Consider the following 14,809-nt stretch of genomic DNA (forward strand, 5'->3'; position numbering starts at 1 on the left):
AATGGATATGTACGCAGTCAACAAAACATAGGTCGGCTATAAGGCCGCCTTCGCGAGCAAGCCCGCTCCCACAGTTTGATTGGAGTACATCTGCGGGATACAGGTCGGCTGTCAGGCCGCCATCGCTGCGATGCGGCGACCCGACAAGCCAGCTCCCACAGGTTTTCATCCGATGCCCAAGCCACAGCAAAGCAGAAACGATCAAAGCTCGAACCGCAACTCCGGCCAGATCGGCGACGTGCCTCGCTTCTGCGATTCCAGAATGGCCCGGCACAACGAGCACAGGCGCTGATCCTGAAACACCCGCCGATCGACGTTCGACCAACGCGGTTGAGCCGGCAGCAGGCTGCCGCACAGGGTCCGGTCCGCCGAGCCGCCCAGCTCCAGTTGTCGGGTCACCAGGTGTACCCGCACTTCCTGGCAGGCGAACAGATCCAGCTGTTCGTCAGGCTCGATCAGTTGATAGGCATAAAGTGACCAGGCAGAACGCGGCATCGGGGGCTCCAAATCGGGGGCGCCACCTTAGCCGAAAGCCCGCTCCTAGAAAAGTGTCATAACAGTGGTTTTAGCGTAGGCCAGACATTTTCCAGCAACTTGTCCTGAGCCCCGGCTGCCGGGTGAATGCCATCGGCCTGCATCAGGTCCGGATGACCGCCCACGCCGTCGAGGAAAAACGGCACCAACGGGATGTTTTTCTCATCGGCCAGGTTGCTGTAGACGTCGGCAAAGGCCTTGGTGTATCGAGCACCGTAATTGGGTGGCAATTGCATGCCGAGCAACAGCACCTTGGCGCCCGCGTCCTGCGACTGCTGAATCATCGACGCAAGATTTTGTTGCAATTGTGTTGGCAGCAAGCCACGCAGGCCGTCATTGCCCCCCAATTCGAGGATCACCAACTCAGGCTTATGCTCTGCAAGCAGCGCTGGCAGGCGTGCCTGGCCGCCGGCACTGGTGTCGCCGCTGATGGACGCATTGATCACCTTATCGTCGAAACCTTCGCGCTTGAGCCGCTGCTCGAGCAACGACACCCACCCCAAGCGGGTATCCAGTCCGAAACCGGCGCTGATACTATCGCCAACGATCAGGACTGTACCCGCCGCTGCGTTCTGGGCCATGCACATCAAGGCCAGGCCAGCACTCAAAAACCACACACGCATCGGATTCTCCATGGGCGCAAGCATTCTCACCGCGAAGAACCTTAGCAAAGTGGTTCCCAGCGCGGAAGGTGAACTGACCATCCTGCACCAACTCAGCCTGGAACTGAACAAGGGCGACAGCCTGGCCATCGTCGGCGCCTCCGGTTCGGGCAAGTCCACCCTCCTCGGCCTGCTCGCCGGCCTCGACTTGCCGAGCAGCGGCGAAGTCACCCTCGCCGGCCAGGACCTGAGCAACCTCGATGAAGATCAACGTGCGCGCATCCGCGCCGAACACGTGGGTTTCGTCTTCCAGTCATTCCAACTGCTCGACAGTCTCAACGCCCTGGAAAACGTCATGTTGCCGCTGGAGCTCGATGGCCGCCAGGACGCCCGTGGCCGCGCCACCGAGCTGTTGCAACGGGTCGGCCTGGGGCAACGCCTGACCCACTCGCCACGCCAGCTCTCCGGCGGTGAACAGCAGCGCGTGGCGATTGCCCGGGCGTTCGCGGCCGAACCCGACGTGCTGTTTGCCGACGAGCCCACCGGTAACCTCGACAGCCATACCGGCGAGCGCATCAGCGACCTGCTGTTCGAACTCAACCAGGAACGCGGCACGACCCTGGTGCTGGTGACCCATGATGAACGCCTGGCACACCGCTGCCGGCGCCTGATCCGCCTTGAAGCCGGCCTGCTGGTCGCCCCTCTGGAGCCTTGATGGCACGCCTGCCGCTGTTGCGCCTGTTCAGTCTCGCCCTCCGTCAACTGTTGCGCGATGCCCGCGCCGGTGAACTGCGCGTGCTGTTTTTTGCCCTCGTGGTCGCGGTAGCGGCCAGTACCGCCATCGGCTATTTCGGCGCGCGCCTGAATGGCGCGATGATGTTGCGCGCCACGGAGTTTCTCGGAGCCGACCTGCTGCTCGAAGGCAGCTCGCCAGCGCGCCCCGAGCAAGTAAGAAGCGGTACCGAGCTTGGCCTCGAACACGCCCGGGTGGTGGAGTTTTCCAGTGTTATCGCCACGGACAACGGCATACAGCTCTCCAGCATCAAGGCGGCAGACGACGTCTACCCACTGCGCGGGGAACTGAAAAGCGCCCCTGCGCCTTTCGCCCCGGAAGAATCCGGCGGCGGGCCGAAACCCGGTGAGGCCTGGGTCGAGGCGCGATTGCTGACGGCGCTGGACTTGAAGATCGGCGACAGCATCGATGTCGGCATGAAAACCCTGAAGCTGGCACGGGTACTGACCTACGAGCCCGACCGCGCCGGCAACTTCTACAGCCTGACACCCCGGGTGTTGATCAACCTCAGTGACCTGCAAGCCACTGGCGTGGTGCAACCTGGCAGCCGGGTCAGCTACCGCGAACTCTGGCGCGGCGATGCCTCGGCCCTGGAGACCTATCGCCAACTGATCAAGCCCGGCCTGGCCGCCAACCAGCGCATCCAGGATGCCCGCGACGGCAACCGGCAGATTGGCGGCGCACTGGGCAAGGCCGAGCGCTACCTGAACATGGCCAGCCTGGTGGCGGTATTGCTGGCCGGGGTGGCCGTAGCGTTGTCAGCGACGCGCTTCGCCACCCGCCGCTTCGATGCCAGCGCGCTGCTCCGCTGCCTTGGCCTGTCCCGCCGGGAAACCATGGTGCTGTTCAGCCTGCAGCTGACCATACTCGGCCTGCTCGCCAGCCTCATTGGCGCCGCCATCGGTTGGCTGGCGCAACTGGGACTGTTTGCCCTGCTGCATGATTTGTTGCCGACCGACGTGCCACCGGGCGGCCTGTTCCCGGCCATCGCCGGTATCGGCACCGGACTGGTGGCCCTGGCCGGTTTTGCCCTGCCACCGCTGGCGGCGCTGGGTCGGGTTCCACCCTTGCGCGTATTGCGGCGGGACATGCTGCCGATACCCTCCAGCACCTGGATGGTCTACGGCGCCGCATTGGGTGCCCTCGGGTTGATCATGTGGCGCCTGAGCCTGGACTTGCTACTGACCTTCGCCCTGCTCGGCGGCGGCGTGGTCGCGGCACTGATATTGGGTGGCTTGCTGTTGCTGCTATTGAAAAGCCTGCGACGCCTGCTGGCTCGTGCCTCCCTGCCGTGGCGCCTGGGGCTGGGCCAATTGCTGCGTCATCCGCTGGCAGCCGCAGGGCAGTCCCTGGCATTCGGTCTGATCCTGCTGTCGATGGCGTTGATCGCCCTGCTGCGCGGCGAGTTGCTGGACACCTGGCAGAACCAGCTGCCCAGGAACGCACCGAACTATTTTGCCCTGAACATCCTGCCCGCGGACAAGCAGGCGTTTACCGACCGCCTGATCTCGTTGTCGGCGCAATCGGCCCCCCTGTATCCGGTAGTCCCCGGAAGGCTGATCAGCATCAATGGCGAACCGGTGCAGCAAATCGTCACCAAGGAATCGGCAGGCGACCGGGCGATCCAGCGTGACCTGAGCCTGACCTGGGCGGCAGACCTGCCTGCGGGCAACAAGATCACCGCCGGTCATTGGTGGCCAGAGCAACCGCCGGATGATATCCCCGGCGTGTCGGTGGAGGGCAAGGTCGCCGAAAGCCTGAAGCTCAAGCTCGGCGACCATTTGGTCTTTACCGTCGGCGGGGCCAATCGCGAGGCGAAAGTCACCAGCCTGCGGGAGATCAACTGGGATAATTTCCAGCCGAACTTCTTCATGATTTTCCAGCCAGGCACCCTGAAGGATTTGCCCGCCACCTACCTGACCAGCTTCTATCTGGCGGCAGGGCATGACCAGCAGATCGTCGACCTGTCGCGCAGTTTTCCGGCGGTGACGATCCTGCAGGTCGAAGCGCTGCTGGCGCAATTGCGCAGCATCCTCGCCCAAGTCACCCTGGCTGTGGAATACGTGCTGTTGTTTGTCCTGGCGGCAGGGATGGCGGTGTTGTTTTCCGGCCTGCAGGCGACCCTGGACGAACGCATCCGCCAGGGTGCCCTGCTGCGCGCACTGGGGGCCGAACGGCAACTGCTGGTGAAGGCACGACGGATCGAGTTCGGGTTGCTTGGCGCGGTGAGCGGCCTGCTCGCGGCACTCGGTTCGGAAGTCGTCAGCCTGGTGCTCTACCGCTACGCCTTTGACCTGCCCTGGCATCCGCACCCATGGCTGCTGGTACTGCCGCTGATCGGCGCCGTGCTGATCGGCGGTGCTGGTGTGTTCGGCACCCGGCGCGCCCTGAATGCCAGCCCCCTGACAGTCCTGCGCGAGGGTTGATAGACTCAAGCGCTCCTGATTCGAAGAAAAGTTGCCATGAGCCGTTATCGCCCTCCCCGTACCGCCGGAACCGCGCTGATCACCCCTGAAGGTGAAGCGCGGATGCGCGCCGAGTTTCATGAACTGTGGCACGTACGCCGCCCCCAGGTGACGCAAGCAGTCAGCGAAGCGGCAGCCCAGGGCGATCGTTCGGAAAACGCCGAATACACCTATGGCAAGAAAATGCTGCGCGAAATCGACAGTCGCGTGCGCTTCCTGACCAAACGCCTGGAAGCCCTCAAGGTCGTCAGCGAAAAGCCCAGCGATCCGAACAAAGTTTATTTTGGCGCTTGGGTCACGATTGAAGACGAGGATGGCAAGCAATCACGCTATCGCATCGTCGGACCGGATGAACTGGACCTGAAACAGGGCTTGATCAGCATCGACTCGCCCTTGGCCCGCGCCCTGATCGGCAAGGCCCTGGACGCCGAAGTACGGGTCCAGACACCGACGGGTGAGCAGTGTGTGTACATCGTCGAGATCGACTATCCCTGAGGCTTCAACGGGCCTCAGCGACGGGTAATCAGCCCTTGCCGGGCGACGCGGGTCAGTTGCCTGATCATTTCCGGGGCGTCTTCGACGCTTGGCGACTGAATCACTGCCAGGTCAAAACTGTCCGCGGCAAAGCGCGCCAGGGATTCACCGTCTTCGACAAACTGGATCAGGAAAGCTGCTGGCCCACCGGTACGACGTGGCCAACCATCGAGATAACGCAGGAGCGTCGGCTGATGTTTACCGCCAAGCAGGATTTTTGGATTGCGCTGGGTGAGATGTGCCGTGATCGGCGCGGGACGTACAACAGGGCTTAGTGCATTCATCGAGTCGTGTCTCAGCCTCAAAAAGTCTGCATGGCAGGTGAGAGGCAACACCGAACCAGCGCTTTAGCGGTATTTCGAAGCCTGCTTCAAGCTTCTGTCGGTAACTCAATGAGTTACCTGGCGCCCCGCAAGTAGCTGTTTAAATCGGCGCATGGGCAGCATCCTAGAGAAGCTGACCGGACAGTGTCAAGAATGACGCACAACAAAAAAGGCTCGTCCAATCAAGCGACGAGCCTCCTTTCGAACAAGCCTTAGCCCTGACAGGGACTGCATCACAGCCGATCGCGAGGGATCCCGCTGCGAATTCGCAGGATATCGGCAAGTACCGCCAGGGCGATTTCCGCCGGGGTCTTGCTGCCCAGGTTCAGCCCGATGGGCGCATGGATCCGCGCCAGTTGCGCTTCACCCAGCCCACCAATGCGCCGCAAGCGCTCGAAGCGCTTTTGCGAAGTCTGCAGTGATCCCATCACGCCGATGTAGAACGCGTCGGTACGCACCGCTTCCATCATCGCCAGGTCATCGATGCGCGGATCGTGGGTCAGCGCCACCACCGCCGTGTCGCTGTGGCAGCCCCCGTCGGCGATGAACACCGAGGGCAATTGACGACGAATCTCCACGTTATCCAGCACCACGCCTTCCAGCACTTCGTCCCGCGGATCGCAAAGAATCACCTCGAAGCCCAGGCCCACGGCGAACTCCGCGCAGGCCTGCGCGACACTGGAGTACCCGGCCAGCAACAGGCGCTGTGCCGCGCCGATGCGCAGCCTGACGCGATCAATCTCGCGCTCGACGCGCACACCCTGCTCGCGATCATCGAACAGACTGCGCACGCCGCTGGCCAGGTCGACTTCACGGATCAGCCGGCGCCGGCCCAATAGCGCCGACTCCAGCTCCCGCAGATGCGCCTGCACCTCACAGACAGGCTCAAGCTTTTCCACCAGCACATCGAGCACTCCACCGCAGGGCAGGCTGACCCGCGAGCGCGGGTCATCGCCTTCGCCGTAGAGCACGACGCTGACCGCTTGCTCGAATGCACCTTCGGCGACGCGTTCGAGGAAGTCCTCCTCGACACACCCACCGGACAGCGATCCGATCCACTGCCCGTCAGCATTCACCGCCAGCAACGAACCCGGCGCTCGAGGCGCCGAGCCGTAGGTGGCCAGTACGCTGCACAGCCACACACGCTGTCCGGCCGCCGACCATGCCAGCGCGCGCCGCACTACCTGCAGATCCAGATGCTGCATGTCAGTGCGCCTTGTGCTCGAGCGGCGGCGCGTCAGCCCGCAGCTTCTGCACATCGTTCAAGGCCAGGTCACCCGGTTGACCGCCCCACGCCTGGCGCAGGTAGTTCAACAGGTCCGCAAGCTGCTCGTCGGTGAGCTTTTGCGCGAAACCGGGCATGGGTTGCATGTGTTCGAAGCCGGCGAATTTCTGCTCGCCGATGCCATCGTCGATCACCCGAACCAGGTTGCGCGGATCTTCCAGGCGCAGGGTGGTATTGCCGCGCATGGCGACGGCAATATGCGGTTTGCCTTCGCCACCCGGCGCGTGGCAACCGGCACAGACGTTCAGGTAGTCCTGCCGACCGCGCTGTGCGCTGGCACTGAGCTGGTCCAGCGGGACGTCGGTCAAGACTTTCGCCGCTGGCGGCTGGTCGCCGAGGAGGAAGGTTGCCATCGCCGCCAGGTCCGGATCGCTGAGGCCCTGGGTACTGTTGTGGAACACCGGGAACATCTCGTTGAACATGGTGCCCTGGGCGCTCATGCCGTGCTTGAGGAACGAGCTCAGGTCCTGGTGATTCCAGCCACGGGCCGCCAGGTCAGTGGCCAAGAGACTTGGCGCCAGGTAGCCGTTGAGAATACCGCCGGTCATGCGTTTATCCTGCTGCATCGCACCCGGCAGACCGCGTGGGGTGTGGCATTCGCCACAGTGACCGAGCACGTCGACCATGTACTGGCCGCGCTTCCAGGCTTCGCTTTTGCCTTCGGTCGGAGCCAGCTTCACGTCCTTGCCGTACATCATGTTCCAGCCCATCAGGCCCAGGCGCACGTTGAACGGAAAACTCAGGCTTGTGACCGGCGCGGCGCGCTCAATCGGCTCGACGGTTTTCAGGTAGGCGTGGATCGCGTCGGAATCCTCACGCGGCACCAGGTGATACGAGGTGTAGGGCATCGCCGGGTACAGGTTGGCGCCATCACGTCGCTTGCCTTCGGTGAGCGCCGCGAAGAATTCATCATCGCTGTACAAGCCGATGCCGTGCTCTTTGCTCGGGGTGATGTTGGTGCCGTAGATCGTACCGAACGGCGAGACGATCGGCAGGCCGCCTGCATAGGGCGCGCCACCCGGTGCGGTGTGGCAAGCCATGCAGTCAGCCGCGCGGGCGAGGTATTCGCCGCGCTTGACCTGATCATCCGCCTGCGCCAGCAACACGGGCGCAGCCAGGCCGACCGCCAGGGTCAGGCGGGTAAGTAATTGCTTCATGCTTAGCCCTCCTTGACCAGGCCGAGATCGGTCAGCACGTTGCGCGTGGCGCTGTAGTAGCGCACGTATCCGGTGCAACGGCAGATGTGATGACCGAGGCTGTCCTCGATGACTTTTTCCAGCTGGCTCTTGACGATCGGCTGACGCTGCAGCTTTTCCACCAGCACCGTCGCGGCATTCACGAAACCTGGCGCGCAGTAACTGCACTGGAAGGCGAACTCATCGACGAAGCGCTGCTGGATCGGGTTCAACTCGGTGACCTTGCCCTCGTCGTCACGGGTGGCATGACCTTCGATGGTCCGAACTTTCTTGCCTTCGAAATAGTGTGCGCCGGTGATGCAGGTGCGCACTTCTTCACTGGTGCCGTCGGGGTTGTCGACGATCACCACGCAGGCGTGGCAAATGCCTTGGCCGCAGCCCAGGCGCGAGCCAGTGAGGTTCTTGTACTCGTGCAGGTAGTCGATCATCGGCAGGTCATCAGGGATGTCCACCGGGCCGACGGATTGACCGTTGAGGGTCAGTTGAAGCGGACGGTTAGCCATTGAGGGCCTCCTTGATGCGTGCAGAAGTGATAGGCAGGTCGCGGACACGTTTGCCAATGGCGTGGGCCACGGCGTTGCCAATGGCACCGACCACCGGGATCATCACCACCTCGGCGATGCCCTTGGACGGATCGCTCGGCGACAGCGGCGGCAGGATCTCCGCGGTCTGTTTCCACACCGCCACGTGCCGCGCCATCGGCAAGCGGTAACGGTTGAAGTTCCAGTCGCCCTCCCCCGGTCCGCCTTCGTACAGCGGCATTTCTTCCATCAGCGCGTGGCCGATGCCCATGGCGATGCCACCTTCGACCTGGCCCTTGACCAACTCTTCCACCAGCACCCGACCGCACTCGACCCACGAGTGGTGATTGAGCACCGACACTTCGTTCGAACCCTTGTTCACCTTCACTTCCACCAGCGTCGCCACGGGGCTGTAGTAAGTCACCGCCGCGTTGTTCAACTGGGTTGGCGGATAGGCGATGTTCTGCCGATCCAGCAGATGGAAACCGGCGCTGCTCATCTGCGCTTTCTTCGCCTTCGGCGCACCGTCGCCGTACTTGACCGCCAGGCCATCGAGCGGCAAACGCTCACGCACACCGTCGATGCTGTACTCGGCCTCAGCCCAGCTCCAGCGGTTGAAGCCGTGCACCGTGGCACCGGTGACCAGGCCCCGTTCGTGGGCACGCTTGGCCAATACTGCGAACGGCAAGGGTTCCATGCCGTTGGCGGTGAGCTTGCCGTCGACCCAATGGGCGTCCTCGCGGCGCACCACGTAAGGGTTGGCCTGGCCGCCGTAGGGGCCTTGGCGCCAGATCTCCAGCGCCGCCGGCCACAGGCCGTGATTGAACAGCACGCGCGCCGCTTCACGGGTGGCGTGGCTGAAGTAATAGGCGGAGTTGGTCGCCGACGACGCCGACGCGACCTTGCCGACCCAGCGCGGGTTGCGCAGGAAGTTGTCCTGCTCGGCCTGGCTCATGATGTACGGGTTGCCGCCGCTGATCAGCTGCAATTCTTCCCATTCGGTTTCACCGGTCTTCACTTCGTGCGCCGGGCTGCCGAGGAAATCGGCCACTACCATCGCCTGCGAGGTGGACATGCCGGTACCGATTTCGATACCGATGTGGCGCAGGGTGATGCGACCGTCAACGGTGTATTCGATGCTGGCCATCGGCGCTTCGGAGCCGGTGCCGAAGTCTTTCTGGCAAATGGCGAAACCGACGCCATACCAGTGGTCCGGGTCCGCCGATTCGCGTTGTTGCTTGATCGCGTGACGGTTTTTCCAGACTTCGTTGACCGCGGCCTTGTCGAGAATCTCGTGCAGGCGCAGGGCACCGGCCGGGATCGCGCCCTGGGTGTTTTTCATGCCCGAACGCAGGGCGTTCTTGCGCCGCAGTTCAATGGCATCGACCCCGAGGCGATCGGCAATTTCATCGACCATCATTTCGGTGGCCGCCATGCTCTGCAACGTGCCGTAGCCGCGCATCGACCCGGCTTCCACCGCGCGCGAATGATAGGCGGTGACCTGCAGATCGTTCTGCGGCATGTAGTAGATCGACTGCGCCGCCGTGGCGCCTACTGCCGCTACCGACGGGCTGTAGTTGACCCGCCCGCCGCCGTCGACGCTCATCTCGGCGCGGAAGATCTTGAAGCTGTGGTCGGTCTTGTCCACCGCCAACTGATAGCGGATATCGAACGGGTGACGCTTGATGCCGCTCTGGAATTGCTCGTAGCGGTCGTTGGCCAGGCGTACCGGGACGCCGGCGCCGTACAACGCCGCCAAGGCCGCGTAGTAGACGAAAATGTTGTGGTCTTTCGAGCCGTAGCCGACGGTGTAGCCAGGGTGCATGTTCAGGTTCGCCAGGCCGAAACGCGACGGCGCGATCATCTTCGCGGTCTCGGTTGCGGTCTCCAGCGGGCACTGTGTCGCAACGACAAAGTGCAGGGTCTTGGTCGCCGGGTCGTACCAGCCGTTGCCGTTGTCCGGTTCCATCGCCGCGGGTTCGATCGACGGGGTCTTGTAGCGCTCGTCGAACACCAGCCAGTTGTCTGGCGGCGTATCGATCTGCTGCTTCATGCGGTCGGCGTAGAACAGGCCGCGCTCGGTCAGGTTGCCGTGCAGGTTGGGCTGGGAATTCCACACCGGGCGACGGTTTTTCAGCATCGGAAACAGGATCGAGTCCTTGAGGCTGGCGAATTCGTCTTCGTCCGCCGAGGTAGCGCCGCCGACGCGCACGTAGCGAAAGCTGCCGTAGGGATCGCCCTCGTAGAACGGTACCTGGGCACCGTAACGAATTGCTTTGTCATTGAACTTGAGCTGAGCCTTGGCCTGGCGGAAACGTTCGAAGTCGTTCCAGATCAGGATCGCCACCGGGTGACCGATGAACATCGGCACCTTGCCGGCCGGCAACAGGGGGTCGGGGGCGTGCTCTTCGGGGAAGACGATGCCGTCCTTGACCAGGTCGTCGGCGGTGACGATGCGATCAGGCTGCAGGTCGGCACCAAGCCACGACAGGTCATAGCCGTCATAGATACGGTCGGCCTTGATGGTTTTCAGCAGCATGGCGTGGCCTTGCTGCTGCGGCCAGCCCGGCATGTCCTTGGCACGGATGTCGCGGGCAAAGACCTTGCTGCCGCAAACCTTGGACAAGGCATCGTTACGGGCCCGCGCCTTGCCGTTGTTACCAAGCCATTGCTCGGACGGCACGGTGACGCTGTTTTCCATCAAGGCTGCCAGCGCCTGACTGCTCAGCGGTGCAAGCGTCACGCTCACACCCGCCACCAGCCCGCCCTGAAGGAACGAGCGCCGGGATATTTCACGGTTGGACATGGATCATCCTATGGGCGGTCATGGAGGCCACCCTTCTGGTTATGTTCTGGAAATCTCGAGTCGTGCAGAAGCCCCTTTTGACGATGCAAGGGGCCGTGATGACAATGCGAAGCTGACCGAAAGGTTAACTTTAAAGGTTTATTCGCTCGCGGAAAACAAAAAACTGACCAGGAAATCAAAAAACCGCGACTTTTCGACGCAGCAGATCGATGAACACCCCCAGCTCCCGACTGATGTGCTCACCCTTGCGCAGCAGCAAGCCGAACGGAGCCAGTTGCACATCGAGCTCAACCGGTAGCGCCACCACCAGGCCCATTTTCAGGTAGTCGCGTAACGCGGTCTCCGACAGGACCATGATCGCGTCGGTCAGTTGAATCAGCTGCTGCATCGAATACACCGAGCTGCATTCGATGATGTCGGCCGGCAACGGCAAGGCCAGGCGCTGCAGGGCCTGATCAAGACCAATACGCGCCGGGCTGGTTTCCGGTTGCAGGATCCACGGCCAGCCGCTGACCAGCTCCGCCATCTGCAGTTTCTTGCGCCGGGCCAACGGGTGGCCGGCATGCACCACCACCAGCAAGCGTTCGTTGCCCAGTTGTTCGAAAACGTAATGCTCGCTGTCGGTGGCGGCATTGCGCCGGGCGATGGCGAGGTCAATGCGGCCCTGCTCCAGCAATTGGATCACCTGGTCGCTGGTGTCGCCCATGATGCGAATGCGCAGCTGCGGGTTAAGCGCCTTGATCTCGGCAATCGAATCCATCACCAGGTCCGGCGCCGCGCCCATGATGGTACCGATCGAAAGATAGCCGTAACCGCCCTGTTGCCGCGCTATCAGATCCTCGGCGCAGCGGTCGAGGCCACTGAGGGCCGATTCGGCAAAGCGAACCAGCTCCTGGCCCAGCGCTGTCGGTCGCATGCCCCTGGGTAACCGCTCGAACAGGTCGCAACCGAACATGTCTTCGATTTCATGGAGCATACGGGTGGCAGCCGGTTGCGACATGTTCAGGCTTTGCGAGGCACGATGCAGGTTCTGGCTCGAATTGAGCGTCACCAGCATGTGCAGGTGCTTGTAGCGCAGGCGGTTGAGCAGACTGCGCGAGATGGTTGGCGTGGTCATGGAGGGCCTTGTTATCGATACCTTGAAGGTATCAGTTGTGAGCTAGATTCGATTTGTAACGCATCGATAAGCGGCCGTACAGTCTTCCCCATAAGAACAAATGCCCTACCAAAGGAAAACCGCGATGAAGACTCTACCCGCGCCCCTGCTCGCCAAGATTTCCTGGCGGCTGCTCCCGTTCCTCCTGCTGATGTACATCATGGCCTTCCTCGACCGCGCCAACGTCGGGTTCGCCAAGCAAGCCTTCCAGGCCGACACCAATATCAGCGACGCCGCCTTCGCCTTCGGTGCCGGGGTGTTCTTCGTCGGTTACGCGCTGCTCGAAGTGCCGAGCAACCTGATCCTGCACCGCGTCGGCGCCCGTCTGTGGATGTGCCGAATCATGGTCACCTGGGGCCTGGTCTCCGCGGCCATGGTCTTCGCTCACACTGAAACCAGCTTCTACATCCTGCGATTCCTGTTGGGCGTGGCCGAAGCCGGATTCTTCCCCGGCGTGATCCTGTACCTCACCTACTGGTTCCCCAGCGCCGTGCGCGGCAAGGCCATGGGATTTTTCTACTTCGGCGCGCCGCTGGCCTTCATCTTCGGCAGTCCGTTGTCCGGCCTGCTGCTGGAACTGGACGGCTTTGCCGGTTTCCACGGCTGGCAGTGGCTATTTGCCGTGGAAGGCCTGATGGCCACGGCGGTGGGCATCTGGGCCTACTTTTACCTGGACAATCGCCCGGCGGACGCCAAATGGTTGACCGTCGAGGAACGCCAACAAGTACAGAGCCTCCTCGACCAGGAAGACAGCCACAAACAGAACCACGGCCGCAGCCTGCTCAACGTGATCTGCCAGCCGTCGGTGCTGTACCTGTGCCTGATCTACCTGCTGATCCAGGCCAGCGTCTACGGCGTGGTGTTCTACCTGCCCACCCAGGTCGGCGGGTTGCTGGGCACCAAGGTCGGGCTGATGGTCGGGCTGGTCTCGGCGATTCCCTGGATTTGCGCACTGGTGGCGGCTTATCTGATTCCTGGCTACAGCGACCGCACCGGCGAACGCCGCCGCACTGCCAGCCTGACCCTGCTGATGGCCGCCGCCGGTATCGCCTGCTCGGTAACCTTCAGCAGTCCGTTCCTCGGCATCGTCGCCCTGTGCTTCGCCGCATCCGGTTTCATCGCCGTGCAACCGGTGTTCTGGACCTTCCCTTCCAGCTACCTCGCTGGTAGTGCCGCGGCGGCCGGGATCGCCCTGATCAACTCGTTCGGCGCCCTCGGCGGCTTCATCGCCCCGGTGCTGAAGAACTGGGCCGAAGGCGCCTTCCACTCTCCGGCAGCCGGCCTGTACCTGCTGTCCGCTACTACCGTCATCGCCGCGTTGCTGGTGCTGGGCGTGCGTTCGCCCGGCCATGAAGCTTCGAATAAACCGGCCACTGTTTAAACCTGAGGAGTCACACCATGGGCATTCCAACCATCAAACACGTACGCGCTTTCACCCTGCGAGGCGGTGGCGCGGATTATCACGATCAGGCGGACGGCCACTGGATCGACGATCACATTGCCACTCCAATGAGCAAATATCCGGAGTACCGCCAAAGCCGTCGCACCTTTGGCATCAACGTACTCGGCACCCTGGTGGTGGAGATTGAAGCCAGCGACGGCACTGTCGGTTTCGCCGTGACCACGGGCGGCGAACCGGCTGCCTACATCGTCGAGAAACACCTGGCGCGGTTCCTCGAGGGCGCGAAAGTCACCGACATCGAAAAGATCTGGGACCAGATGTACCAATCGACCCTGTATTACGGGCGCAAGGGCATCGTGATCAATACGATCTCCGGCGTCGACCTGGCGCTGTGGGACTTGCTCGGCAAGATCCGCCAGGAACCGGTACACCAGTTGCTCGGCGGTGCGGTACGCGATGAATTGCAGTTCTACGCCACCGGCGCCCGCCCGGACCTGGCCCAGAAAATGGGCTTCATCGGCGGCAAGATGCCGTTGCACCACGGCCCGGCCGAAGGCGAGGAAGGCCTGCGCAAGAACCTCGAAGAACTGGCGACCATGCGCGAACGGGTCGGCCCGGACTTCTGGTTGATGCTCGACTGCTGGATGAGCCTGGACCTCAACTACGCCACCAAACTGGCGGTCGGCGCCCACGAACACGGCTTGAAGTGGATCGAAGAAGCCCTTCCGCCAGACGATTACTGGGGCTACGCCGCCCTGCGCAACAACGTGCCCAAAGGCATGCTGGTGACCACCGGCGAACACGAAGCAACCCGCTGGGGCTTCCGCATGCTGCTGGAGATGGGTTGCTGCGACATCATCCAGCCGGATGTCGGCTGGTGCGGCGGCCTCACCGAACTGGTGAAGATCTCGGCCCTGGCCGACGCCCACAATGCCTTGGTCATTCCCCACGGCTCGTCGGTGTACAGCTATCACTTCGTTGCCACCCGGCATAACAGCCCGTTCGCCGAATTCCTGATGATGGCGCCCAAGGCGGACGAAGTGGTGCCGATGTTCCATCCGCAATTGCTCGGCGAACCGGTACCGGTCAACGGGCGCATGCGCCTGTCGGCACTCGACCAGCCCGGATTCGGCGTGACCCTCAACCCGGAATGCCAACTGCATCGGCCGTATAGCCGCTGAGCCAGGAGTTC

At 62.7% G+C, this 14,809-nt stretch carries 13 protein-coding genes; 5 read left to right on the top strand and 8 right to left on the bottom strand.

The features are described 5' to 3' along the window. Positions 1–201: 201 nt before the first annotated feature. Together PG5_RS02255 and PG5_RS02260 are read right to left on the bottom strand one after the other, a co-directional pair. A complete protein-coding gene (locus PG5_RS02255) occupies positions 202–495 on the bottom strand; it encodes a hypothetical protein (RefSeq protein WP_008055299.1) in 294 nt (97 codons plus the stop codon). A gap of 56 nt (positions 496–551) precedes the next feature. Further along, complete coding sequence (locus PG5_RS02260; RefSeq protein ID WP_020795463.1) at positions 552–1,157, bottom strand: arylesterase; 606 nt, start codon at positions 1,155–1,157, stop codon at positions 552–554. A 10-nt stretch (positions 1,158–1,167) separates the two neighbouring features. Between PG5_RS02260 and PG5_RS02265 the strand changes: the two genes are divergently transcribed. The 3 genes from PG5_RS02265 to greB are packed head-to-tail and all read left to right on the top strand — an operon-like array spanning position 1,168 to position 4,889. Further along, positions 1,168–1,851: an ABC transporter ATP-binding protein gene (locus PG5_RS02265; RefSeq protein ID WP_020795464.1), complete on the top strand. Its 684-nt coding sequence runs from the start codon at positions 1,168–1,170 to the stop codon at positions 1,849–1,851. After that, complete coding sequence (locus PG5_RS02270; RefSeq protein ID WP_020795465.1) at positions 1,851–4,355, top strand: ABC transporter permease; 2,505 nt, start codon at positions 1,851–1,853, stop codon at positions 4,353–4,355. Before PG5_RS02265 ends, PG5_RS02270 begins: the two co-directional genes overlap by 1 nt. Before the next feature lie 36 nt (positions 4,356–4,391). Further along, on the top strand, positions 4,392–4,889 hold the full coding sequence (gene greB, locus PG5_RS02275; RefSeq protein ID WP_020795466.1) for a transcription elongation factor GreB: 498 nt from the start codon (positions 4,392–4,394) through the stop codon (positions 4,887–4,889). A 14-nt stretch (positions 4,890–4,903) separates the two neighbouring features. Here the strand turns inward: greB and PG5_RS02280 are convergent, their stop codons facing one another. The 6 genes from PG5_RS02280 to PG5_RS02305 form a co-directional block, all read right to left on the bottom strand. Beyond that, entirely contained in the window at positions 4,904–5,212 is a 309-nt protein-coding gene (locus tag PG5_RS02280) for a hypothetical protein (protein WP_020795467.1), read from the bottom strand. Positions 5,213–5,484: 272 nt separating this feature from the next. Next, complete coding sequence (locus PG5_RS02285; protein ID WP_020795468.1) at positions 5,485–6,456, bottom strand: XdhC family protein; 972 nt, start codon at positions 6,454–6,456, stop codon at positions 5,485–5,487. Position 6,457: 1 nt separating this feature from the next. After that, positions 6,458–7,693, bottom strand: coding sequence for a cytochrome c (locus PG5_RS02290; protein ID WP_020795469.1), 1,236 nt, complete (start codon positions 7,691–7,693; stop codon positions 6,458–6,460). Positions 7,694–7,695: 2 nt separating this feature from the next. Further along, positions 7,696–8,235 (bottom strand): (2Fe-2S)-binding protein, encoded by a 540-nt coding sequence (locus PG5_RS02295; RefSeq protein WP_020795470.1) that lies wholly within the window; start codon positions 8,233–8,235, stop codon positions 7,696–7,698. Beyond that, positions 8,228–11,059 carry a xanthine dehydrogenase family protein molybdopterin-binding subunit gene (locus PG5_RS02300; RefSeq protein WP_020795471.1) on the bottom strand — a complete coding sequence of 944 codons (2,832 nt, stop codon included), beginning with the start codon at positions 11,057–11,059 and terminating at the stop codon, positions 8,228–8,230. Before PG5_RS02300 ends, PG5_RS02295 begins: the two co-directional genes overlap by 8 nt. A gap of 175 nt (positions 11,060–11,234) precedes the next feature. Next, entirely contained in the window at positions 11,235–12,176 is a 942-nt protein-coding gene (locus PG5_RS02305) for a LysR family transcriptional regulator (protein WP_020795472.1), read from the bottom strand. A 124-nt stretch (positions 12,177–12,300) separates the two neighbouring features. Here PG5_RS02305 and PG5_RS02310 point away from each other — a divergent pair, with 124 nt between their 5' ends. Further along, positions 12,301–13,596: an MFS transporter gene (locus PG5_RS02310; protein WP_020795473.1), complete on the top strand. Its 1,296-nt coding sequence runs from the start codon at positions 12,301–12,303 to the stop codon at positions 13,594–13,596. A gap of 17 nt (positions 13,597–13,613) precedes the next feature. Further along, positions 13,614–14,798, top strand: a complete 1,185-nt coding sequence (gene rhmD / locus PG5_RS02315) for an L-rhamnonate dehydratase (RefSeq protein WP_020795474.1) — start codon at positions 13,614–13,616, stop codon at positions 14,796–14,798. Positions 14,799–14,809 lie beyond the last annotated feature (11 nt).

Origin of the sequence: Pseudomonas sp. G5(2012), from assembly GCF_000408945.1 — a bacterium.
Lineage (GTDB): Bacteria > Pseudomonadota > Gammaproteobacteria > Pseudomonadales > Pseudomonadaceae > Aquipseudomonas > Aquipseudomonas umsongensis.

Coding starts and splice junctions, on each gene's coding strand:
- PG5_RS02265 (WP_020795464.1), top strand. CDS start 1,168: ATGGGCGCAAGCATTCTCACCGCGAAGAACCTTAGCAAAGTGGTTCCC.
- PG5_RS02290 (WP_020795469.1), bottom strand. CDS start 7,693: ATGAAGCAATTACTTACCCGCCTGACCCTGGCGGTCGGCCTGGCTGCG.
- PG5_RS02285 (WP_020795468.1), bottom strand. CDS start 6,456: ATGCAGCATCTGGATCTGCAGGTAGTGCGGCGCGCGCTGGCATGGTCG.
- PG5_RS02305 (WP_020795472.1), bottom strand. CDS start 12,176: ATGACCACGCCAACCATCTCGCGCAGTCTGCTCAACCGCCTGCGCTAC.
- PG5_RS02300 (WP_020795471.1), bottom strand. CDS start 11,059: ATGTCCAACCGTGAAATATCCCGGCGCTCGTTCCTTCAGGGCGGGCTG.
- greB (WP_020795466.1), top strand. CDS start 4,392: ATGAGCCGTTATCGCCCTCCCCGTACCGCCGGAACCGCGCTGATCACC.
- PG5_RS02310 (WP_020795473.1), top strand. CDS start 12,301: ATGAAGACTCTACCCGCGCCCCTGCTCGCCAAGATTTCCTGGCGGCTG.
- rhmD (WP_020795474.1), top strand. CDS start 13,614: ATGGGCATTCCAACCATCAAACACGTACGCGCTTTCACCCTGCGAGGC.
- PG5_RS02255 (WP_008055299.1), bottom strand. CDS start 495: ATGCCGCGTTCTGCCTGGTCACTTTATGCCTATCAACTGATCGAGCCT.
- PG5_RS02260 (WP_020795463.1), bottom strand. CDS start 1,157: ATGCGTGTGTGGTTTTTGAGTGCTGGCCTGGCCTTGATGTGCATGGCC.
- PG5_RS02295 (WP_020795470.1), bottom strand. CDS start 8,235: ATGGCTAACCGTCCGCTTCAACTGACCCTCAACGGTCAATCCGTCGGC.
- PG5_RS02270 (WP_020795465.1), top strand. CDS start 1,851: ATGGCACGCCTGCCGCTGTTGCGCCTGTTCAGTCTCGCCCTCCGTCAA.
- PG5_RS02280 (WP_020795467.1), bottom strand. CDS start 5,212: ATGAATGCACTAAGCCCTGTTGTACGTCCCGCGCCGATCACGGCACAT.